This is a genomic window from Pseudomonas iranensis (assembly GCF_014268585.2).
Lineage (GTDB): Bacteria > Pseudomonadota > Gammaproteobacteria > Pseudomonadales > Pseudomonadaceae > Aquipseudomonas > Aquipseudomonas iranensis.
In genome coordinates, this window is sequence record NZ_CP077092.1 from 887592 (window position 1) to 911126 (window position 23535).

General features: G+C 60.8%; 18 protein-coding genes. 5 read left to right on the forward strand and 13 right to left on the reverse strand.

Translation table 11 applies throughout. The annotated features are described in order from the left end of the window. Positions 1-153 precede the first annotated feature (153 nt). The 12 genes from urtA to cbiE all read right to left on the reverse strand — a co-directional run bounded on the left by urtA (position 154) and on the right by cbiE (position 11061). Positions 154-1419 carry an urea ABC transporter substrate-binding protein gene (gene urtA, locus HU724_RS03880; protein ID WP_186567327.1) on the reverse strand — a complete coding sequence of 422 codons (1266 nt, stop codon included), beginning with the start codon at positions 1417-1419 and terminating at the stop codon, positions 154-156. A gap of 224 nt (positions 1420-1643) precedes the next feature. Next, positions 1644-1943, reverse strand: coding sequence for a 7(1) septoil knot domain-containing protein (locus tag HU724_RS03885; RefSeq protein ID WP_186567325.1), 300 nt, complete (start codon positions 1941-1943; stop codon positions 1644-1646). A gap of 107 nt (positions 1944-2050) precedes the next feature. Further along, positions 2051-3430 carry a PepSY-associated TM helix domain-containing protein gene (locus HU724_RS03890; protein WP_186567322.1) on the reverse strand — a complete coding sequence of 460 codons (1380 nt, stop codon included), beginning with the start codon at positions 3428-3430 and terminating at the stop codon, positions 2051-2053. Positions 3431-3581: 151 nt separating this feature from the next. After that, positions 3582-5702, reverse strand: coding sequence for a TonB-dependent copper receptor (locus HU724_RS03895; RefSeq protein ID WP_186567320.1), 2121 nt, complete (start codon positions 5700-5702; stop codon positions 3582-3584). 84 nt (positions 5703-5786) lie between these two features. Then, the gene (locus tag HU724_RS03900; protein WP_133337097.1) at positions 5787-6233 is read right to left on the reverse strand and encodes a DUF2946 domain-containing protein; all 447 of its coding nucleotides are present in this window, start codon (positions 6231-6233) and stop codon (positions 5787-5789) included. 21 nt (positions 6234-6254) lie between these two features. Further along, entirely contained in the window at positions 6255-6734 is a 480-nt protein-coding gene (locus HU724_RS03905) for a copper chaperone PCu(A)C (protein ID WP_186567318.1), read from the reverse strand. A 48-nt stretch (positions 6735-6782) separates the two neighbouring features. Continuing rightward, positions 6783-7181 (reverse strand): DUF2946 domain-containing protein, encoded by a 399-nt coding sequence (locus HU724_RS03910; protein WP_186567316.1) that lies wholly within the window; start codon positions 7179-7181, stop codon positions 6783-6785. A 98-nt stretch (positions 7182-7279) separates the two neighbouring features. Further along, a complete protein-coding gene (locus tag HU724_RS03915; RefSeq protein ID WP_007914567.1) occupies positions 7280-7570 on the reverse strand; it encodes an addiction module antidote protein in 291 nt (96 codons plus the stop codon). Positions 7571-7573: 3 nt separating this feature from the next. Further along, positions 7574-7876: a type II toxin-antitoxin system RelE/ParE family toxin gene (locus HU724_RS03920; RefSeq protein ID WP_186567314.1), complete on the reverse strand. Its 303-nt coding sequence runs from the start codon at positions 7874-7876 to the stop codon at positions 7574-7576. Between the two features lie 158 nt (positions 7877-8034). Then, positions 8035-8763 carry a cobalt-precorrin-6A reductase gene (locus tag HU724_RS03925; RefSeq protein WP_186567312.1) on the reverse strand — a complete coding sequence of 243 codons (729 nt, stop codon included), beginning with the start codon at positions 8761-8763 and terminating at the stop codon, positions 8035-8037. Next, positions 8760-9857 (reverse strand): cobalt-precorrin-5B (C(1))-methyltransferase, encoded by a 1098-nt coding sequence (locus HU724_RS03930; RefSeq protein ID WP_186567310.1) that lies wholly within the window; start codon positions 9855-9857, stop codon positions 8760-8762. The genes HU724_RS03925 and HU724_RS03930 overlap by 4 nt, the downstream gene beginning before the upstream one ends. Then, on the reverse strand, positions 9850-11061 hold the full coding sequence (gene cbiE, locus HU724_RS03935; protein ID WP_186567308.1) for a precorrin-6y C5,15-methyltransferase (decarboxylating) subunit CbiE: 1212 nt from the start codon (positions 11059-11061) through the stop codon (positions 9850-9852). Before cbiE ends, HU724_RS03930 begins: the two co-directional genes overlap by 8 nt. Positions 11062-11193: 132 nt before the next feature. Here cbiE and cobG point away from each other — a divergent pair, with 132 nt between their 5' ends. The 5 genes from cobG (at position 11194) to HU724_RS03960 (ending at position 22851) form a co-directional block, all read left to right on the forward strand. Further along, positions 11194-12492 (forward strand): precorrin-3B synthase, encoded by a 1299-nt coding sequence (gene cobG, locus HU724_RS03940; RefSeq protein ID WP_275970775.1) that lies wholly within the window; start codon positions 11194-11196, stop codon positions 12490-12492. Next, complete coding sequence (locus HU724_RS03945) at positions 12485-13111, forward strand: precorrin-8X methylmutase (RefSeq protein ID WP_186567304.1); 627 nt, start codon at positions 12485-12487, stop codon at positions 13109-13111. The genes cobG and HU724_RS03945 overlap by 8 nt, the downstream gene beginning before the upstream one ends. Next, positions 13108-13842, forward strand: coding sequence for a precorrin-2 C(20)-methyltransferase (locus tag HU724_RS03950; RefSeq protein ID WP_373877941.1), 735 nt, complete (start codon positions 13108-13110; stop codon positions 13840-13842). The genes HU724_RS03945 and HU724_RS03950 overlap by 4 nt, the downstream gene beginning before the upstream one ends. Next, on the forward strand, positions 13842-15542 hold the full coding sequence (gene cobJ / locus HU724_RS03955; RefSeq protein WP_186567302.1) for a precorrin-3B C(17)-methyltransferase: 1701 nt from the start codon (positions 13842-13844) through the stop codon (positions 15540-15542). The genes HU724_RS03950 and cobJ overlap by 1 nt, the downstream gene beginning before the upstream one ends. 286 nt (positions 15543-15828) lie before the next feature. Further along, entirely contained in the window at positions 15829-22851 is a 7023-nt protein-coding gene (locus HU724_RS03960; RefSeq protein ID WP_186567300.1) for a TcdA/TcdB pore-forming domain-containing protein, read from the forward strand. A gap of 76 nt (positions 22852-22927) precedes the next feature. On the opposite strand, the gene HU724_RS03965 is transcribed toward HU724_RS03960, so the two are convergent. Further along, positions 22928-23524, reverse strand: coding sequence for a MarC family protein (locus tag HU724_RS03965; RefSeq protein WP_016771870.1), 597 nt, complete (start codon positions 23522-23524; stop codon positions 22928-22930). Positions 23525-23535: the final 11 nt, after the last annotated feature.

A 23535-nucleotide genomic window follows, 5' to 3' on the forward strand; every position in this document is an offset into this window, starting at 1 on the left:
CCGAGGTGTCTGGACGATGTGCTGCGACCTGCGAATTCGAGTCGAACTCAGGGTTTGAAGAGCATGAAGATCGGCTCCCTTTCCCCCTCTCCCTGAGGGAGAGGGCTGGGGTGAGGGGGAAGTCTTATGCTCGCCTCAAAAACTGAATTCGCCTCAGTTGCTCTTCACCGCATAATCCGGCTTCTTGTCGTTGCCCTGAATGTACGGGCTCCATGGTTGCGCGCGGATCGGGCCTTCGGTCTGCCACACGACGTTGAACTGCCCGTCGCTCTGGATCTCGCCGATCATCACGGGCTTGTGCAGGTGGTGATTGGTCTTGTCCATGGTCAACGTGTAACCGGACGGCGCAGCGAAGGTCTGCCCGGCCAGTGCTTCGCGCACTTTGTCGACGTCAGTGGATTTGGCTTTCTCGACCGCCTGCGCCCACATGTGGATGCCGACGTAGGTGGCTTCCATCGGGTCGTTGGTCACGGCTTTATCGGCGCCCGGCAGATTGTGTTTCTTCGCATAGGCTTTCCAGTCTGCGACGAATTTCTTGTTCGCAGGATTCTCCACCGACTCGAAGTAGTTCCACGCCGCGAGGTTGCCCACCAGCGGATTGGTGTCGATGCCGCGCAGTTCTTCTTCACCGACCGAGAACGCCACCACCGGTACATCGGTAGCCTTCAGGCCCTGGTTGGCCAGCTCTTTGTAGAACGGCACGTTGGAGTCGCCGTTGACGGTGGAAATGACGGCAGTCTTGCCGCCGGCGGAGAATTTTTTGATGTTGGCAACGATGGTCTGGTAATCGCTGTGACCGAACGGCGTGTAGACCTCTTCGATGTCCTTGTCGGCCACGCCTTTGGAGTGCAGGAACGCGCGCAGGATCTTGTTGGTGGTGCGCGGGTAGACGTAGTCGGTGCCGAGCAGGAAGTAGCGCTTGGCGCTGCCGCCTTCTTCGCTCATCAGGTATTCAACGGCGGGGATCGCTTGCTGGTTCGGCGCGGCGCCGGTGTAGAAGACGTTCGGCGACATCTCTTCGCCTTCGTACTGCACCGGGTAGAACAGCAGACCGTTGAGCTCTTCGAACACCGGCAATACCGATTTACGCGATACCGAGGTCCAGCAGCCGAACACCACCGCGACCTTGTCCTGAGTCAGCAACTGCCGGCCCTTTTCGGCGAACAGCGGCCAGTTGGAAGCGGGGTCGACCACCACCGGCTCGAGCATCTTGCCGTTCACGCCGCCCTTGGCATTGATCTCGTCGATGGTCATCAGCGCCATGTCCTTGAGCGACGTTTCGGAGATCGCCATGGTCCCGGACAACGAATGCAGAATCCCGACCTTGATGGTCTCGGCGGCCTGGACAGTCCAGGTCATGCCCATCGCGGCAATGGATGCCGTGAGTGTGAAAGCCTTGATCAAACTGCGACGCTTCATTGTGCGATCTCCATGAACATTCTGATTTTTCTGGTTGGCAGATGCGGACGACTGAAGGTGTGTTTTGCAAAGGCTGTGCCCGGTCGCGTTCAGGCAAGGAAATGTCGTGTTAGAGGGGTTATACGCAGTGATGGCGCACCAGGAAGGAACGCGCAGTGGGGCGTGGTGCGATCAGGTGCTTCATTGTGGTGCTACCGCAACGCGGCAGCGGCTTTAAGCAGGACTCAGTCCACGCCGGGGAAGGAGTCGACATACTTGATAGTGAAATCGGGGAAGGAGTCAACGATCTGGATTTTGTAATCCGGGAAGCTGTCGACGGTTTTCCACTTGCCTGCGGAATCCGGGAATGAGTCGACTTTCTTCACCTTCAGGTCGGGAAACGAATCCACCACTTTCACTTTGTAATCAGGAAAGCTGTCGACGAACTTGATCTTGCCGTAAATCCGCGAGACATCGACCGTCGTATCGGCTTGCACTGAACCACAAGCCAACACCAACAACGACAGGGCAACTGTTTTGCGCATGACACTTATCCCGAGACTTGAAAAGGCACGTAGTCTAGATCAGCACTCGGGACGGGATACATCAACTTCTGCAGGAGCTGCCGCAGGCTGCCCCTGCAGAAGTTGATTCATGATGAAGCCGAGGCGGATTCGGTTTGCTTACGCAGCCGCGACAGCAGCAGTCGATCCAGTAACCACACCATCACCAGCGAAGACCCCACCAGTGGAAACACCACCGCCAGCACCAGCATGATCGCCACGCCGGTTTTCCACTTCGGCAGGTCATGGCGCAACGGCGGCACGCCGACCTTGCCTTCGGGGCGGCGTTTCCACCAGATCACTACACCACTGACGGCGCTGAGCAGAATCATCAGGCAGATCAACAGCACGACGATCTGGTTGACGGTGCCGAACATCTTGCCTTCGTGGAGCATCACGCCGATTTCCGTGGCGCGTGCGACGGCACCGTAGTGCTCGAAACGCACATCGGCGAGGACCTTGCCGGTGTACTGATCGATATGCAGGGTGGCGTCGTTGCGCGGGTCATCGGCGAATACGGCAATGGTGAACACGCCGGTGGCGGTGGTCGGCAGGGTGATGCTGTAGCCGGGCTCGACCTTGCGCTCACTGGCGATGTTCTGCACATCCTGCAGGCTGACTTCGGGTGCAGCGGGGCCGGCATGGGCATTGCCGTGATTCATGTGTTCGGCGTGGTCGCCGGACATCGGCATCGGTGTGTTCTCCATCGCCCATGGCACGGTCTGGCGGGTCGCGCTGTTGAGGCTGCGTGCCTCGATGTCGGAGGTCGGCACGTTGTCCCACATTGCGGCTGGAAACACGTTCCACACTTGCGCGTATTGCTTGCCCCAGAAACCGGTCCAGGTCATGCCGCTGAGCAACATCACCAACAGCAATGTCGCGCCCCAGAAACCGGTGACCGCATGCAGATCGCGCCACAACACTCGACCGCGGCTGTTCAAACGCGGCCACAGGATGCCCGCCGCCTGACCGCGCGGCCACCACAGAAACAGCCCCGAGACCACCAGCACCACGCCCCAGCCAGCGGCCATTTCGATCAGGCGATCGCCGACCGTGCCGATCATCAATTCACCGTGGATCGCGCGGGCGATGGCTTGCAGGTTCTGCTTGGCATCCTGCTCGCCGAGGATGTCGCCGTGATACGGATCGACGAATACGTTGAGTTCGTGACCAGCGTTTTTCACCACGAATTGTGCGCTGCGCTCGGCATTCACCGGCGGCAGGTACTGAGTGACCTGGCCTTGCGGATAGGCAGCTTTCACCCGTTGCAGCAAGTCATCGGCCGGTACCGTGTGGTGCCCGACCGGTACTTCGAGCAGGCTGCTGTACATCAGCGAATCGAGCTGCGGTTTGAACAGATAAATGATCCCGGTCAGGGCCAGCATCACCATGAACGGCGCGACGAACAGCCCGGCATAGAAATGCCAGCGCCAGGCCAGGTTGTAGAAATTGGGTTGAGGCTTTTGCATCACGTGTGCTCCGCTTGGCTTGGTTCTTTTCGTTGTCTGTTTACCCGTGGGAGCGAGCCTGCTCGCGAAGGCGTCATGCCAGACGACATCAATGTTGAATGCGCCGGCCTCTTCGCGAGCAGGCTCGCTCCCACATGGGTAGGTGTTGGTGTCAGAAACTCATATCCACTTTGGTCCAGAGCGTGCGCCCCGGTTCATTAATTGCCTGTGGGTCATTGGCCGGGTAACCGAACCCGGCGTTGCCAGCCAGATTCAAATGCTCGGCGTAGGCTTTGCCGAACAGGTTGTCGACGCCGCTGCTGACCTTCCAGTGCTGGTTGATGCGGTACGCGCCGTTGAGCGAGAACACGCCGAAGCCCGAGCTCTGGGCGTAATCCTTGCCGACCACGTTGCCCTTGTTCGCGTCGATGCGGTGCTGCGCGGCGACCACTCGCCAGAGTGCGCCGGCGCTCCAGTTGTCTTGGCTGTAGGTCAGTCCGAAACGCGCATCCAGCGGCGGCATCTGCGGTAATGCCGAGCCGTCACTGCTGTTCTTGCCCCAGGCATAGGCCAGGGTCGCATCGGCTTTCCAGTTGTCGGTGAGGTTGTAGGCAGCACCGAGTTCGCCCCCCATGATCCGCGCGTCGATGTTTTCGGCGCGCGAAGTGCTCATGCCCATCATTCCCGGCGTGTAGTCGAACAGGATGTAATCGCGTACCACACCGATGTAACCCGAGGCCCAGGCTTCGAGGTCGGCGCTCCTGTAGTTCACGCCAAAGTCGAGCTGCGTGGTCTTTTCCGGTTTGATCGAGTCGAACGCATTGACCGATCCTGCCGGGCCGGACTTGGGTGAAAACAACTCCCAGTAATCCGGGAAGCGTTGCGCGTGACCGAGGCCGGCGTAGAGCGTGGTCGGGCTGTCGGCGAGGTCATGCTCGTAACGGATGAAGCCGCTGGGCAGGGTGTCGGCGCGGGTGTCGTCGGCGGTCGGGTTGGGCCGAGACGTCATCCCCGACCCGATGGTTTGCCGATAATCCTTCGCCGAAGCACGGTCGACACGGGCGCCAGTGATCAGGCGATCACGCTCGGCGGCGTACCAGGTCATTTCGCTGAACACGCCGTAGTTATGGAAATCGGCGTCCTTGCTGTACGGCAGGTCCTTATAGATGTCGATGCCCATTGCACTGCGCTGACGGTGCTCGTTGGTCTGTGCGTCGAGGCCGGTGATCAGCTGAACATCAGCCCAGCGCCAGGTCGCCTTGAGCCGCGCGCCGAGGGTACGGCGGTCGACGTTGGACGCCATGGGCCCTGCCATCATGCCGGTGCCGGACGGGGTGCGCAGGGTGTAGTTATCCATCACATGGTCGGCGTAGTTGTAGTAGACCTGCACCTCGAGTTTTTCCAGCACCTCGCTGATGTTGGATTTTTCCAGGCGCAGGCCAAGGCTTTCACGCAGGAACTGCGAACCGTCCATGCCGCGCCCGGCATACCGCGCCTCGCCGTCGCCCTTGCCGGCGGTGAGTTCGATCAGGGTGTCGGCATCCGGCGTCCAGCCCAGTGCGACATCGCCGTTCCACTTGTCGTAACGCGAGGCGACGATGTCGTTGTTGCCGTCGCGATAGTCATCGGAATGCGCGGTGTTGCCGATCACCCGCACGTAACCCTGAGGGCCGCCGGCAGCGGCATCGATGACCTTGTCGAAACGGCCGTGCGAGCCAGCCAGGATGCTGGCGTTGACGCGAGTGCCGAGTTCGCCGAAGTTCTCCGGCTCACGGTCGAACAGCACCGTACCGGCCGATGCGCCCGGCCCCCAGATGACGGTCTGCGGGCCTTTGATCACCGTGAGTTTGTCGTAGGTTTCCGGCGAGATGTACGAGGTCGGCGCGTCCATCCGGCCAGGGCAGGCGCCGAGCATCATGCTGCCGTTGGTGAGGATATTCAGGCGCGAGCCGAACATGCCGCGCAGCACCGGATCGCCGTTGGTGCCGCCATTGCGCACCAGAGCGAAGCCGGGAATGGTCTTCAGGTAATCGCCACCGTCACTGGCCGGCACCGGTTGGCGCGGATCCTTGGGGTTGGTGACGATCGTCAGTGGTGAGCTCGGGGCGATGGCAGTGATCACCGTCGGGCTCAATTCACTTTCGTGGCTCGCGTGATCATCAGCCAACGCCAGCGGTGTCAGCAGCAGGCCGCAAAGGACGGCAATAGCGTGCCTGCAACGAATCCGCGATTCATTCAGGGCAAAGTGCGCGCGGGCAGATTCCGCGCAGGGGACAGCAGTAAACCTGGACATGACAATTTCCATCGAACAGTCGTAAACACCACGGCCGGCAGCCTGGAGCTGTCTTCTCAACCGTGTGCAATCAGAGGTGCGTGTTTACGTGGCGATGGGCGGGGCGCGGGTGCGGGCGCCGGGGAAGAAGGGGTGGCGGGCATGGCCCAGACGCGGGGAGGGTGGGGTGAAGGTGTTCGGTGGCGGGATGTTGAAAGCGACGAAATCGCCGCCGCCGGCCAGTGCCGGGCAATTGAACAGCAGGCTGCAATAGCCGCATTTTTCCCACAGCACGTGGTGCGAAGATTGCGGCGGGCAATGCTCGGCCGCAGGCTGGGCTGCATGGCCGCTGTGATCCATGCCGGGCATGTCCATCGACATGTCCATGCTCATTGGCATCGACGTCGAGGCGTGTTGATCCATCGGCATCGACTGAGAAATCAGTGGACCGATGAAGATCATCAGCATGGCGAACAGGGCGATCCAACTGCCACGCGTCAGCGCTTGAGTCTGACGGTGATGCGGGACGGGCCTGGCGCGCAACGAGCGCATGGGCGAAGTCAGCCGGGTCGGTTACTGAGCGTGGACGTGGCCCTGAGCGGATTCCGGCGCTTTCTTCTGCACGGCTACTTCAACGCTGACGTCACCGGCCTTTTCGAAATGCAGGGTCATCGGGAAACGCTTGCCGTCGCTGAGCAGGCTGCGATCGCTCGGGTTGAGCAGCATCACGTGGTAAGCCATCGGCGCGAAGGTCACGGTGCCGCCGGCGGGGATTTCCACGCTTGGCACTTGCTGCATCTTCATCAGATCGCCCTGCATCACGTGCTCGTGCAACTGCGCTTGTGCAGCGATGGGCGAGTCGACGCTGAGCAGGCGATCGGCGCCTTTGCCGGTGTTGTGGATGATGAAGTAGGCGGCGACGGTCGGCGCATTCGGCGGCAGTTCCTGCGACCACGGATGGGCGATTTCCAGCGCACCCGCCTTGTATTCATGGGCATGGGCGAAGCACGCCGGCAACAACAGCGCAGCGAGGACGAAGAGTTTCTTCAACATGGCAGTTCTCCAGAACGATTTGAAACGCGGATTTGTGGCGCGAACAAATCAGACCAGAGGGGAAGCACGGGGATTGAGACTCGGCCATTGCTGGCGCGGCGTCGGGGTTTGCAGGGAGACGGGCGCAACGCTGCGGTTGCTTTCAAATTGCGCGAAATACAGCTGCGGCGAATGCCCCGGCAGCGCCAGCAATGGCGCCCCACCTGAGCAACACCAGCAGTGCTGCATGTTTGAATGGCTGTCGTTCTGCGGGGCCTGCTGATCCGTGGCACCGATGTCGATCGCCACCATCTTCATGCCGTTGCCGGTGCAGAAACTGCTCCAGAGTATCTGTTCGCCCGATGAACTGGCCGCCTGCGCCATCGCACCGCTCAGCGGCATGGCGAGCATGTTGAACAGCACTGCAAAGCAGGCGATCCAGGCAAATGCTAACCGGCGTCGGTTCATGGGGCAGGTCCGTTGGGTGGGCGATCAGGCGCGGCCCATTTAGCCTGATCAGGGCCGATAAGTAAAAAAGCGTCGTGCGGTTTGGTGTCGCAGTCCATTCACAGCGTTACGGCATGCAATCTCAAACCCAGAGCCTTCATGACTTTCATGATAGTTGCGAATTCGGGATTGCCAGTGCTACTCAGGGCTTTATAAAGACTTTCGCGGCCCAAACCTGCATCCCGCGCCACTTGTGTCATGCCTTGAGCCCGGGCGATGTCATTGAGCGCTGCACGGATAAGGACGCCGTCGCCTTCGTCATCGTCAAAACAGGCATCTAGATATGCCGCCATGTCCTCGGGAGTTTTGAGGTACTCGGCGGCGTCAAAACGGGCGAATTCTTCGGTCATGATTTACTCCTCATTTCCGATGCTATGAGCCATCTGCACGGCGCGTTTGATATCTCTTTTTTGTGTCGATTTATCGCCCCCGATCAGCAGCAGATAAATCACTTCGCCTTTGCGTGTGAAGTACATCCTGTAACCAGGGCCGTAATGAACACGCATTTCATAAACAGTGTCACCGACGAACCCGCAATCGCCGAAGTTGCCATTTTCGGCTGTTTTAATTCTGGAGATGATTCGGCCTTTCCCTTTGATGTCTTTCAAGGAGTCGAGCCATTCGGAAAATATGCGGGATCGTTCAAAAGCGATCATGTTGGGATCGTATTCCTTGGGATACAAGCTGGCAAGCCGCTTTTCTGGCTGTCTGCTTGTTTTGATTAAAGGAACCGAAGTATTGGATTCAGGAGGTAGGGAGGAACAGTCGGCTGCGTCTGTAAAATATGCAGGCCAATTCGCACATAAATTCAATTTTAGGAAATGTCTGACGTCGTCAGGGCTTCAAGGACTTCAGACGCTGATCCAAACTCCCGATCAACCCCCGGCAAACCAGGTCGCTTCAACACCAGCACCGGCACGCCACGCTCACGCGCCGCTTCGAGCTTCGGCTCAGTCGCGCTGCTGCCGCTGTTCTTACTGATCAGCACATCGATCTGCCTGCGCTCGAACAGCGCTCGCTCGTCTTCCAGCAGAAACGGCCCACGGGCGCCGATCACTTCGCAGCGTGGGTTGCCGGGATAGACGTCGAGGGCGCGCAGGGTCCAGAACTGGTGGGCGGGGATTTTGTCGAGGTGTTGCAGCGGTTCACGGCCGAGGGTGAACAGCGGGCGGTTGAACGGTTCCAGCGCTGTGATCAGTTCGGCCCAGTCAGCCACCTCACGCCAGTCATCGGCCGCTTGCGGTTGCCACGCCGGGCGACGCAAGGCCCAGCAGGGGATGCAAGCGAGCTGTGCTGCGCGGGCGGCGTTGGCGCTGATTTGTGCGGCGTACGGGTGTGTAGCGTCGAGCAGCAGATCGACGCCTTCATCGGCTATGAACTGCGCCAGACCTTCAGCGCCGCCATAGCCGCCGACCCGAACCTGGCAGCGCAAATCGCTCGGCACCCGGCCAACGCCGGCGAGGCTGTAGATATGTTGCGGGCCGAGCGTGCGGGCAATCGCCAGCGCTTCAGTCACACCGCCGAGCAGCAGGATCCGTTTCATGCAAAACCTCCGGCGTGGCCGACAATCCCGCCTTGACGATCAATGGCAAACACCTCGACCTGGACCTGCGCCGGCACTACGCTGCGAGCGAAATTCAGCGCATGGCGACAAACTTCATCTCCCAAAGCAATGCCCGCCGCACTGGCCATGGCCAAGGCTTGTTGGCTGGTATTGGCTTCGCGAATGCCTTGCTGCAACGCCGGCTCCGCGCCAATCGCCGCCGCCCATTCGGCCAGTTGCGGCAAATCGATGCTCGAATGCCGCGAATGCAGATCCATATGCCCGGCGGCGAGTTTGCTGATCTTGCCGAAGCCGCCGCACAGGCTGAGTTTATCCACAGGCACTTTGCGCAGATGCTTGAGCACCGCACCGACGAAATCACCCATCTCGATCAGGGCGATTTCCGGCAGGTCATAGACCCGGCGCATGGTGTCTTCGCTGGCGTTGCCGGTGCACGCGGCGATGTGCAGATAACCGTTGGTTTTCGCTACGTCGATGCCCTGATGGATCGAGGCGATGTAGGCGGCGCAGGAAAACGGTCGGACGATGCCGCTGGTACCGAGGATCGACAGGCCGCCAAGAATGCCCAGCCGTGGATTCATGGTTTTCAGCGCCAATTCTGCGCCGCCCTCGACATTGACCGTGACCTCGAAGCCGCCACCGTAGCCGGTTTCGGCGGCGAGCAAGGTCAGGTGATCGCTGATCATTTTGCGTGGCACCGGATTGATCGCCGGCTCGCCGACGGCCAATACCAGGCCGGGTCGGGTCACCGTGCCGACGCCGACACCGGCGTTGAAGCGAATTCCCGGTTCGGCGCACAGTCGCACCTGTGAATAGAGCAGGGCGCCGTGGGTGACATCAGGGTCATCGCCGGCATCCTTGATCGTCCCGGCTTCGGCGCCGTCCTCGCTCAGGCGGCAGAACTCCAGGCGCATCTGCACCTGCTTGCCCTTGGGCAAAGTGATGTGCACTGCGTCGGCAGCGATGTCGGTGAGCAACAGGCGCGCGGCGGCGAGGCTGGTGGCGGTGGCGCAGCTGCCGGTGGTGAGGCCGCTGCGCAGGGGCGCGGGTTGTTCGGCGGTTTCGTCACGCATCGAGGGCTTTGACCAGTTCCAGCAGGGTGATCGGCAATGCCTGACGCCACGTGTCGAACTCGCCGAGCGGTTGCGCCTGGGCGACATGAATGCGCGTCAGTTCGCCGCCGTATTGTTCGCGCCAATGCATCAGGGTGACTTCGCTTTGCAGGGTCACGGCGTTGGCCACCAGACGGCCGCCGGGCTTGAGCTGATCCCAGGAGGTTTCGAATACACCCTCGCGGGTGACGCCGCCGCCGATGAAAACAGCGTCGGGCCGTTCGAGGTTATCCAGTGCTTGCGGCGCCTTGCCGCGAATCAGTTGCAGGCCGGGCACGCCCAGCGCATCGCGGTTGTGTTCGATCAGTTGCTGACGACCCTCGTCGGCCTCTATCGCGATGGCGCGGCAACTCGGATGGGTGCGCATCCACTCGATGCCGATCGAGCCGCTGCCGGCGCCGACATCCCAGAGCAGTTCACCGGGCTTCGGCGCAAGGCGGGCGAGGGTGATGGCGCGCACGTCGCGCTTGGTCAACTGGCCGTCGTGACGGAACGCCGAATCGGGCAAACCGGCGAGGCGTGACAGGCCGGCAACACCGGGGTCGGCCAGACACTCGACAGCGATTACATTGAGATCGGCAACGGGAGCGTCGTGCCATTCACTGGCGCGGCCGTCGATACGTCGCTCGGCGTCGCCGCCCAAGTGCTCTAGAACACTCATGCGACTGGCGCCGAAACCACGCTCGCGCAGCAATTGCGCAACGGCCGCCGGGCTGGTGCCGTCATTGCTCAGCAGCAACAGACGCACACCGCTGAACACATGCACATTGAGCGCCGCCAGCGGACGCGCCACCAGCGACACAACCGTCACCTCTTGCAACGGCCAGCCCAGGCGCGCCGCCGCCAATGCGCAGGACGAAGGCGCGGGAATGATCGCCATCTCGGCGCTCGGCACATGACGCGCCAAGCTGGCACCGACGCCGTAGAACATCGGATCACCGCTGGCCAGCACGCAGACCGGCTCGCCACGCGACGCCAGCAGCGGCGTCAGGGAAAACGGACTCGGCCACAATTGCCGCTCGCCGCCAATGCACGGCGGCAGCAGATCCAGCTGACGCTGGCCGCCGACGATCCGCGAAGCGCCCAGCAGAGCACGCCGGGCGTTCTTGCCCAGGCCCTTGAAGCCGTCTTCACCGATTCCCACGATCGTCAGCCAGGGTGACATCTATATTCCTCAAAACGTGGCGTTCCGACGGGCAGACTTTTCATGCCGCCGGACAAAGCAGGCATAATACCGCGCCTTCGCCCGCGAAGCGCCTCTGCCACGCAACCGGTCAGCCCCTTGAACGAACGCCCGATGTCCACCGCCTTACGCCCCTCGGCCTGCCCGGGGTTGCTGCGTATCGTCCAGGCACTGGACGGCGGTATCTGCCGGATCAAGCTTGATGGTGGTTCGATCAGCGCGGATCAGGCCGATGCGGTGGCCGCTGCCGCCGAAGCGTTTGCGAGCGGTGCGATCGAAGCGACCAATCGCGGCAACCTGCAGATTCGCGGCATCGGTGCGCAATCGGCGGCGCTGATCGAGCGCTTGCTGGCCGCTGGCCTTGGGCCGAAGAACGCTGCCGGCGACGATGTGCGCAATCTGATGCTCAGCCCGGCCGCCGGTATCGATCGGCAGATGCTGATCGACACGCGCCCGCTCGCAGGGCAAATCCTCGACACCTTGCAAAGCCATCCGCGCTTCCATGAGTTGAGCGCCAAGTTCGCCGTGCAGCTCGACGGCGGCGAAGCGCTGGCGATGCTCGAACATCCGCATGATCTGTGGTTGTCGGCATTCGAGCGTGACGGCGAACTCCTCTGGGCATTCGGTCTGGCCGGTTGCCCGACCGATCGCCCTCTCGGCGCTGTGACTCAGGACAACGCTCACGCGCTGGTGGTCGCCGTGCTGGAACTGTTCCTCGACCTGGCCCAACCTGAGCAAACACGGATGCGCCATCTGCTCGACGAGGTGCCCAGGCTCGCGCTTCTTGAATCGTTGCGCGAGCGCGTATCGCTCAAAGCGATCAGCAACTGGCAGCGCCCGACGTCGGCAGACGCGCTGCACATCGGCGCTCATCAGCAAAACACGCAAGGTCGTTGCTACGTCGGCGCGGTGCCGCCACTGGGCCGACTTGATCCGGCGATGCTGCGTGGCGCGGCGCAACTGGCCCGACAGTCTGGCGATGGCAGTCTGCGCTTCACGCCGTGGCAGAGCCTGCTGTTGCCGAACGTGCAAGCGACGGATACCGACAACGTGCTTGAGCAGTTGCGGGCGTTGGGTCTGTTGACGACCGAGGCCGAACCACTGGCTCGCCTGATTGCCTGCACCGGCGCCGATGGCTGCGGCAAAGGCCTTGCCGACACCAAACAGGATGCCCGGCAACTGGCACCTTTGCTGCCCGCAGGGCTCAGCGTGCACCTGTCGGGTTGCTCGCGCTCCTGCGCCGCCGCCCACTGCGCGCCAGCGACGCTGCTGGCCGTTGCCCCCGGTCATTACGACCTCTATTTTCGCGATGCAGCACAGCCCGGATTCGGCACGCTGCACGCCTGCAACCTTACTATTGAAGCGGCCGCGACCCTGCTCGACGCCCGCTCCCGGAGCCCCCTTGATGCTTGATTACATCCGCGACGGTCAGGAGATCTATCGCAACTCCTTCGCGATCATTCGCCGCGAGGCCAATCTGGCGCGCATTCCCGCCGATCTGGAAAAACTTGCGGTGCGGGTGATCCACGCCTGCGGCATGGTCGAGGCCGTCGACGGTCTGCAATTTTCCAAGGGCGCGGGCAAGGCCGGGCGCGATGCACTGGCGGCCGGTGCGCCGATTCTCTGCGACGCGCGGATGGTTTCCGAAGGCGTGACCCGCGCGCGCCTGCCGGCCAATAACCAAGTGATCTGCACTTTGCGCGACGACAGCGTGCCGGAGCTCGCCCGTGAGCTGGGCAACACCCGCTCGGCCGCCGCGCTGGAGCTGTGGCGCCCGCACCTCGAAGGCAGTGTGGTGGTGATCGGCAACGCACCGACCGCGCTGTTCTACTTGCTGGAAATGCTCGACGCCGGCGCGCCAAAACCGGCACTGATCCTCGGCTTCCCGGTCGGCTTCGTCGGCGCTGCCGAATCGAAAGCGGCGCTGGCGGCCGACAGTCGCGGCGTGCCGTTCGTGATCATGCAAGGCCGCTTGGGCGGCAGCGCCATGGCCGCCGCCGCCGTCAATGCCCTCGCCACGGAGATCGAATGATGCAGGCCAAAGGACGTCTGATCGGCCTCGGTGTCGGCCCCGGTGATCCGGAACTGATCACCGTCAAAGCCTTGCGCCTGCTGCGCGAATCGCCGGTGGTCGCGTATTTCGTGGCCAAGGGCAAGAAGGGCAATGCGTTCGGCATCATCGAGGCGCATCTGGTCGAGGCGCAGAATCTGCTGCCGCTGGTCTATCCGGTGACCACCGAGGCGTTGCCGGCGCCGCTGTCCTATGAACAGGTCATCAGCGATTTCTACGACGAAGCCGCTGTGGCGGTCGCCGAACATCTGGATGCCGGCCGCGATGTGGCGGTGATCTGCGAAGGCGATCCGTTTTTCTATGGCTCCTACATGTACCTGCACGACCGCCTCGCCAGCCGTTATGAGGCCGAAGTCGTGCCGGGCGTGTGCTCGATGCTCGGCGGCGCTTCGGTGCTCGGCGCGCCGCTGGTGTATCGCAATCAGAGCCTGTCGGTGCTTTCCGGCGTGCTGCCCCAGGAAGAATTGAAGCGGCGTCTGGCCGATGCCGATGCGGCGGTGATCATGAAACTGGGGCGCAACTTTCCCAAGGTGCGTCAGGTGCTGGAAGAACTCGGCCTGGCAGAGCGTGCGTTGTATGTCGAGCGCGCGACCATGGCCAATCAGAAGATCGTGCCGATGGATCAGGTCGAGCCGATGTCCTCGCCGTACTTCTCGCTGATCATCGTCCCGGGCGAACGGTGGCAAGGTTGATGAGCCAAGCGACTCCCGCCATCGTCATTCTCGGCCAGGGCAGCCTCGCAACGGCGCGGCGCATTCAGCAGGTCTATCCGGCGGCGCAGATCCACGGCCTCGCCGGACGGGTTGAAGGCGCCGACAGCCGCTATGAGGAATTCGGCGCGACCCTGCGCGCGTTGTATCAACAGGACACGCCGATCATTGCCCTGTGTGCAGCCGGCATTGTCATTCGCACGCTGGCGCCGCTGTTGCTGGAGAAAGGCGCCGAACCCGCCGTGCTGGCGGTGGCCGAAGACGGCAGCGCGGTGGTGCCGTTGCTCGGTGGCCTCGGCGGGGTCAACGTCATGGCCCGGGAGATTGCGGCGGCGCTGCAAGTGGCGCCGGCGATCACCACCAGCGGCGAATTGCGCTTTGGCACCTGCCTGCTCAATCCGCCGAGCGGCTATGCACTGGCGGATCTGGAATCGGGCAAACGCTTCGTTTCCGATCTCCTCGCCGGGCACAGCGTGCGCATCGAAGGCGCGGCGCCATGGCTGGATCAGGCGCAGTTGCCGCAGGATCCGCAGGCGCAGCGTTCGATTCATGTGAGCAGTGCGCAGCGAGAAGTGCGCGCTGATGAGTTGCTGATTTATCCGCGCAGTGTGGCGGTGGCGGTCAGTACCGAAGTGGCCGACCTGCCGGACGCCGTTCGCGCGGCGTTGCAGCAGGCGAATGTTGCCGTGCAAGCGTTGGCTTGTCTGATGGCAGCCGACTCTGAAATGGCCTCTGCGAATCTGCGCGAGGCCGCACTTGAATTAGGCGTGCCGCTGCGCTTCGTCGCAGCGCAAAGCGATCTTCAGGCGCTTGCTCGCGTCGCATTGCCTGAGGCGAACGTGATCAGCGCTGAAAAACTTGCGGTGGCGATTGCCGAGCAACCGCTGGATATTGAAAACATCGGCCGTCCACGCGGTCGTCTCGCGGTCATCGGCCTAGGCCCCGGCGCCGCCGAACTGATGGTACCTGCGGTGAAAGCCGAACTGGCCCGCGCCACCGATGTACTGGGCTACGAAACCTACGTGCGCATGGCCGGCCCGTTCCGCGATGATCAGGTGCAGCACTGCACCGACAATCGCGAAGAAATGCAGCGTGCCCGCCATGCCTTCAGGCTCGCCGCCGAAGGCCGCTCGGTGATCGTGGTTTCCTCGGGCGACCCGGGGGTATTCGCCATGGCCGCTGCGGTGCTCGAAGCCCTGCACGAATCGGACGATCCGGCATGGCACAGCGTCGATCTGGAAATCCTCCCGGGCGTTTCCGCCTCGCTGGCCACTGCGGCTCAGGCCGGTGCGCCGCTGGGCCACGACTTCTGCGTGATGTCGCTGTCGGACAACCTCAAGCCGTGGTCGATCATCGAAAAGCGTCTGGATCTGGCCGCCGAAGCGGATCTGGCCCTGGCGTTCTATAACCCGATTTCCCGTGCGCGCCCGTGGCAGTTGGGCCGGGCGCTGGAGATCGTTGCGCAGCACCGCTCGCCTGAAACACCGGTGGTGCTCGGTCGAGACATTGGCCGGCCGGGGCAGACGCTGCGGACCACGACCCTGAGCGCATTGACACCGGAACAGGTGGACATGCGCACCATGGTGTTGATCGGCTCTTCGGCCACCTGCACCTTCGCCCGTGCCGGGGGCGGTGAATGGGTATACACGCCGCGTTGGTATGGTGAGAAACCGCTTTCCTGACAGGAGCGCCAGGCAAGTTGTAAGCAAGTTAACGTGATGGAATATCCGGTCGAATTTTTGTTTCAACGGTTTAATTAATATCGGTGCCGCGATCCCGTCCGGGACGCGGCTTCTGCGTTTTTCCGGTAAGCCTGCCGGCGCTGATGAGTTGCAGGATCATACATAGAATCAGAGCAGTTGTTTTAACATATTTCCCGTGTAATCAAATGCGGTGTTTACTGTTTGAAGTGTCATCTTAGGCGCAATAACTTCGCCCGGATTAAGTTTTTAATCAAGGGCTAAGTTTATGCGTGTGGATAAAGTGAATATTCAAGCAGACCCGTTTATTTCGAGAAAGGATTACGCGACCCTGAAAGAAACATTCAAGGAGTTTTCCAAGACTCGTGAATACGCGGCGCTGACCGCGCTGTATGAAAGTTCGTTGGCGTCATTAACCGTGTCGGATGAACTCCAGGTGATCAGCCTGTTGCGCGAAAATATCGAGGCACTTGCAACGCGCAAAACGTCGCCGTTGCCGGCAGCAATCGAAACAGTGCGAAGCGAACTGCAGGACACCGCTGCCCGGTTGTCCGCGACGCTGGACATCCTTGGCGGCACGGCGCGGCCGGTGCCGAAAATCATGCATTTTGTTTGGGTCGGCGGCAGTCAGGTGGGGGCAAACCAGCGCGATTACATGAACATCTGGCGCCAAGTGCTTGAACCTCAGGGTTACCGGTTCAACCTCTGGTATGACAGCGATGCATTGTTGGCTTTCGAGATGAACAGGGTTATTCATGACAGCGCGCGCGCTCATGCGATGGAGTCGGGTGGCGATAAGGTCACCAAGGCCTCCCGGCTTTCGCAAATGATCGAAGACCGTGCGCGTGTACTGAAGCAGCAAATGTTCGCTTATCTGGCGCAGCCGCGCTGGCAGGGCAAAGAGGATGCCGCGCGGATTGACTTGATGGTGCGCGCGTATGGCAAAGATCGGGCGACCCTCGATGCCCTCCTCAAGCAATGCATGCTGACCCACGAGGCAATGGTCGGCAGCGACTTGCAGTTGCGCGATGTTCGCCACGAGTTTTCCGGGCACTTTTTGCGGGACGTTTATCAACGCGAAGTAGCCATGCGCGGTAACTTCGCAGCCGCAAGTGATGTCGTGCGATTACAGGCCGAGCACCTGGAGGGCGGTCGTTACAGCGACATGGACTATTTGCCGCCGCTCGCAGAGAAACCGGGCGGTGTTGATATCAGTCAATATGACGACCAACAGCGGCTGGGGTTGTTGCAGCTTTTCCTCAATCATGATGAAGCGTTGATGCCGGGTCGTGATCGTTTGCGCTATGCAGACTCCACCGAAACCTTGCCTGCTGGGGACAAAACTGCGTTGCTTGCGTTTGCAGAGAGTAGGCCAGGCATCGAACGTATATTTACCGCGCCAGTCGACTTCTTTAGTTCTGCACACGGTTTGCGCATGGGCACGCAAATTGGCAGAGAGATGAACGCTCATATGTTGGCGCAGCCACAAAGCGGTATGACGCTCGCAGTCATGCAACTGATTCGGTTCAACTATGACTTTCTCTACTCTGTGGAGAGTCGGGCTATGGCGTCAGGAATTGATTGGTCGCAGCCGAGCAGATTGCTGGATGTCATAGAGAACGCGTGGCGCGAAAAATTTGGCGACGCGCAACTTACGCATACATTTCGGGACTTCCTCGGCAAATTGAGCGAGGCGGTTAACGGATATTACAGCGACGGTATTCGTGTCGCCGCCCGCGGCACTATTAATCTAACGGGACCGGGCGCTGCGATTACCGGCGTAAAAAACTATATAGAAACCCATCTTCTACAGCGCGATCAAAACGCGATTCAAGAGCACTTGAAGCTGGCCGAGGGATATAACTTTCACACTGAAGAGGAGACGATTTCTGGCTGGACCGTCAATGACGACGAAGATCTTTGGCTGGCCCGGGAGCAGGACAAGTGGCGAACCGGCAAGCTCAAGTCGCGCTATGCCGGTGAGTTGAACGACTTGCTGAAACCACAGACCCTGACCTTCAAACAAGGCTGGCCCGTTATCGAGGGAAAACCGGTTCTGCTGACGTCGGTCCTGCAGCAGTTGATGGATGATCTGGGTGAGCCGTTCATTCAGGCCATGCGCGACAAGAGTGATGACATTGCCTTCGACAAGGCGTTTACCATCGACTTCGACAGCCGCCAGCGCATCATCGCGCAACCGGAGACCCAGTTGCCGACATCCCTCGGCGCCGACTCTACCGGGCACCTCAACGAACTGTTCAGCCGCATCGCCCACGGCTCGCTGCTGCTGGAGCAACTGAGCCCTTCGACGCGGGTCATGCTCGGTGGCATTTTCGGCGCGACGAGTCTGGACGATGCCGGGTTCGCCGATACCTGGCAGAACGTGCGCAAACTCGCCATTGAAACGGACAACGACGGCACGTTCGCCCGCTACGATGCGATCGAAAAAGCCGTGCGCCAACGTCTGTCGCTGGTATCCGAGAGCGGGCCTGCGCGCCATCTGCCGTCGTCGACGCAGGCGGCGCGCGAGCTCAAGGTTCGAGCGCTGGCCGAACCATTGACGTTGCGCCAGTGGGGTGAACGTATCGAACAGATCAACCGCACCGCGCAACTGGAATTTCGCACGCAGATTCTCCAGCGCAGCGGGCAGGTGCGTGATGCGTTCTTCAAGGCCGGTGCGGTCTCGGCCCGGCAGTTGCCGCAGGACCTGCTGATGCGCAACGCGGGCGAGCCGGGCCGGCGTTGCTATCCGCTGGCGCTCCTGATGGGCGCGGCGCTGGCTGCTGGCGAAACGGCCGAGCGAGCGTTGGTGGGACATGTCGCTACCGCCAACGCGAGTCCGGAAGACGTCAGCTCGCGGGCATTACTCAGCGCATTGGATGAACTGCGCGCCTTGCCCTCCCGCGATGTCGGCACCGCTCGAGGCGCGCACGATTTTGACGGCGCACTGCGTGTGCTCGACGCTAGCGCGGTGCCCGCGGTCCTGCTGCTCGATACCGGTGATCATGCGTTGCTGTTGGCTAAAGTGCAGGTGGCGGAACAAACCGTCTATCGCTTTTACGATCCAAACTTTGCGCTCTACGGGTTCGCCGATGGTGAGCACATGAAGCAGGGCGTGGAGCATTATCTGAGTGCGGGCGACAATGCGCTGGCCAGGCTTTACGGCTTGGGCGATATGGCCACGGCGCGATTCAATGTAGTCGAACTGGATACCGCGATGATCGCCGCACGCATGCTGTCGTCGGATTTACGCGTGGATGGTTTCTGGCACAAAGCGGCGGGGGCGGATCACCACGTTGCGGCGATCTGGGCGAAGCAAGCGGTGGCTCGCTCGCGTTCGCTGACGGAAAACGCGCGGATGGGCGCCGGCCTGGCTCAATTGGATGCGCGCTTCTGGGCCGGGGAACTCGAGCAGGCGAGCCAGCGGTTACGCAGCGAACACAAGCTCGGGCGCGAGTATTCGCCGGTACTCGATAGCCTCAGCGACAGCGCCGATGACGGCTACCGCATGACCTTGGTCGATTCGCGCCATCCGCAAAGAACCGTGGAGGTCATTACCCAGGACTCTCGTTTCGCCAAGGTTAAAAAATACGTCGATCAACTGGTCCGTGCCGGGGCCGGCAAGCCAGGCCCGGCCGCTGAATCCGATGGCGGCAGTCGTCTGAGTTTCGCCTTTGCGATCCAGACGCTCATCAGCGAAATGCGCCGGCGCGATTACCAGGCCGACGAGCAACTTCCGGGGCTGACCATCGCCCTGCAGGTGCAGGTCTATGTCAGCTATGCACAGTTGGGTTTTGGTGTTGTCAGCGATGTCGTACAGATCGCCCGTCTGGTCAGACAGGTAGCAGCGAGCGAACAGGCAATTCGTCAGGCATCGCTGTCCGGTCGCCTTGCAGGTCAAGCCGCAACCGGGCTCGGCATCGCCTTTTCCGTGGCCAATATCGGCTTTGATATCTACAACCTGTCGCTGGCGGAAAACGCTGAACAGCGTTCGCGGTTTTCCACGTCACTGGCGTTCAACGTCGCAGCGCTGGGTCTGGATCTGGTTGCCCTGACCGTGGGCGGCGGGGTCGGCGTCGTGGCAGCAGCGCTGTCTGTGCCACTGCTGGGGATCGGCATAGGTGTTACCGCAATTGCCAGCAATCTGGGGCAGATCATGGACAAGGCTGCGGCGGTCGGGATGCATCTGTCCGAGCTGCATGATGCCTATCAGAAAACTTACGAGGCCAAAGCTGGAGTACTGCAGTTTCCGCCGATGGCGGTGATTACCGAAGTGAATTTGCAGAGCAGAAGGATCGGGTTCGAGGGGCAGAAATTCTACCCCTGGACGGGCAGTGATCTGGAGTTGCCGCAGTACGATGATGATCCGCGTAATCGACACAAATCGATCAACATCCCGAGAGCATTCGAGCGTCCTGCCGCCGCCAGTGTCTGGGGTTCTCTGCCCGAGACTGTCGTGTTGCCGTGTTCGCCAATCTGCCATTACGGCTACGAATATCAGTTGGGCAGTGCCGGGGCCGTGCCGTTTTCCACCACCCGCTATCCGCAGTTGCATGATCGCCTGGCGCATGGGTTGGAATATGACGCTGACGGCAATCGGACCTTCTATCTGTTCAGCACGCCTTTTCTGCCGCACATCCTGTTCAAACTTCACCCGGTCTATACCGCCACATCGGTCAAGGTGCAATTGACCGTGCAGGTGCGCCAGTTGGTCGTCCCGGATCTACCCCAGGCGTGGAAGAAGAAAATCAGTTACCGGATCACGGCGCCCCAGGGGCAGTATCAGATTCGGCTCGCGCCAGGTCTGTTGGCAGTGAACTTCGAACAAGCGAAGGGCTGGGAAAAGGTCGTCTGGACGGTGCATGCGGCGTGGGCAGATTTTGCCCAAGTGAGCTTTCGCGAAAGCATCGACAGCGCGCCTGAAATGCTCGTCGATGGCATCACCTTGAACAAGTTCGACGGTGTTATCGAACTGGCCGAAGGGCTGTTCCGGATTGACTGGTCGAGCCGCAGTCTGCATTTGGTGGCTATCACCCTCGATTATGAAAAGGATGCCGGCGCGCAGAGCAGTGCGATCCCGTCGCGGGTTCTGAGCTACCTGCGCAAAGAGGTCAAAGACAAGCAATTAACGGCGGCCTTTGTGCCGTTGCGCAAGTTCCGTGTGCCGTTCAGCTCAGGGAGCGAGCCGGTCTTTACCACAGGCTATTACGATACCGCACGCGATCGCGTTCTATATGCGCGCAATGTTCCGCATGAGGTCAACGACGGCCTGATACTCGGTGGCGTCAGTGCTCGCCACGCATGGTTCTACCACCCCGATCATGCAACGCTGTGGCGGGTCGATATCCTCACCGGCAGCGTTATGCATCGCTACCGTTTGAAGAATCCCCGGATCGGTTCAACCATCATCGAATGCCGGCAACAAAGCGATGGCTCTCTGCGCGTATCGCAGAGGCTGGCTGAGGAGCAGTCCTTTGGCGTGACCACCATCGAATACCGGATAACCGATCAGACCGTGGAACTGACCCGCTGCAGAATCACCTTTTCCGCTGAGGATTACCGGTTTCAGCCGGATGAAGCCTTGCGACAAATCGATGTCCCTTTTCAGGACGACACGCCGGACATGGCCGCTGGTATCAGCGAGTTCGCCTTTGCTCCGTTCATCGTCGTCGAAGGTTATGCGGGGCTGCGCTTGCAAGATCGCGCCTGGATCAACAAGAAGACGGGCAAACGCTGCCAGGCAGCGCAGAATCTGTCCTGGCCTGAGGACCTGTTGCTGCTGATGCCGCCCGCTGCTGACAACAATGCGGTGCTGTTCTACAGCCAGCAGGAGCAGACCATCAGTCGCGGCATCGAGCCGAGCATCGGTCATTTTGAAAATATAGTGATCGAGCGCGACGTGGTTGACGTTACCCAGACCGACAAGCAGTGCATTGCGACCAAAAGTGATGGTCGACTGTATGAAGTCGCGATCATCGACGTGCCTCCCCTGACTAACAGAAGCGATGAGCAATGGCGTAATCAGAAGGACAAACCCGGGATTCTCGGTTTTGCCGGCCTCGGTGAGCACTGGCTACGGCAAAACCCTGATTGGCTCAGTGCTTTGCCTGCGCTGGCGAAAGATTCCAAAGGATTGCCGTTCCCGATCATTGGTCTGCGCGGTCTGGCCGGTCATGCATTGCTGGCAGCGTGGTGCGTGGATGAGAAAGTCGTGCTGACCGATATCGGTCCCGGGAAAGAGCTGGCGCTGCTCGGGCTGACCCCTGACAAGCAAGCCGTCTGGTTGCTCGATGTCGCAGCGGGGCAGCTTTATCGTCAGCCGCTCATTGAGCTCGATACGCTGCGCGGGGCCTTTGCATCGGGGCATCGGTTAATCAGCCCTGAGCCGTTGGCCAGTACCGAAAAGGTCTGGTCGCAATGGGCCTTCGCTCAAGTGCATCGGCAAGGCGAAGCGCTGGTGGGGCAAACTCGCGAAGGTGTGAATATGCTGCTGGAGGATCGCCAGCCGGCAAAGATAATGGGTGTGGAAAACCGCTGGTCTTATCTTTATGGTCAGACTGAGGAGCAACTACGGACACGCTTGAAAACGCTGTTGAGCGGGCAGGCCCATGCCCCGGTTCTGCATGTCGAAAGCCTCCCGAATCGCTACAAATATTACCTGCCGGAGCTGGATCGGCTGTTTGATCTGTCAGGGCGCAGCGATGGTCAGTGGGCGGTCTTTCTTGGCACTCGCGAGGCAAGCCAACCGCTGCTGTTCGATCCGGTTGATCAATTGATTTTCAGTGCCGGGCCGATTAACGGCGTCTGGCTGCCCGCAAGCTACGCCAGCCGCGACGAGGAAGTCATGGCGCTGGAGGTGCGCGATGACATGACTGATATCTCGGCATTGTTGCCCGATGGCGTCGCTAGGCTGCTGCTGACCTACGGGCCGCAAACCTCGGGATATCGCGTATCGCAAGAAGCCTGGCAGCGCCTGGATTGCATTGTGGTCGATGTGCGTCGCAGCTTTGATACTGAGGCAGCCGAACCCTGGCTGCTTGATCTGGACGTCGATGAATGTGGACACTGGTTGATGTCGCAGGTCGCTGCAGATGTGGTGCTGAGCGATTCGGACACAGGTCGCAGTCTGGTCGTGCGCAATTTTAACGAGCAATGTTTGCTGGAGCTGACGGTTGGCATTGCAAGTGGGAAATCCACCTTCGCACTTGCTGCCGGACTGCACGCTTTTGCCAGAGTGCGGGATGGCGAATCGATTGTCAGCCTTGCCGCCGTGATTGAAGCGCTGCGCTGAATTCTAACTTTCTGCACAACAAAACGCCGCGGACGTTGCCGTCCGCGGCGTTTTTTGCGCTGGCTTTCACTATCGTTCAGGGCACCAGGTATCCTTTCACGCCGGTAAAGATAATCTGCGCCGCGAGCGCGCAGACAAACAATCCCATCAAGCGGCTGACAATCTGCAAGCCCTGATCGCCAAGAATCCGCTCGATGCGATTCGACAGATACAGCACCACGCCGACAGTGAAACTGGCGAGCGCAATACTCATGATTGCGGTGAGCTTGTCGTCCCAGTGCGGCTGGCTGACGCCCATTACCAGCAAGGCGCCGATGGTGCCGGGGCCGACCGTCAGCGGGATGGTCAGCGGCACGATGGTCACGTCCTGCTGCACGTTATCGGCCTGCACCGCCGGTTTGCCCTGAGCCATGCCCAGCGCGGAAATGAACAACACGCTGCCGGCACCGATACGGAAGGCGTCCACGGTGATGCCGAAGACATCGAAAATCACCCGCCCGAACAAATACAGCAGAACACTGGAAATCAGTGTGGCGAGGGCGACCTTCCACGCCAGACGCCGCTGTTCCTTGCGCGAATAGCCACGGGTCAGGCTGATAAAGCAGGACAACACGAAGAACGGGCTGTAGAGCACCAGCATCTTCAGATAAACGCTGAACAACACATGGAGCATGATGCAAGCTC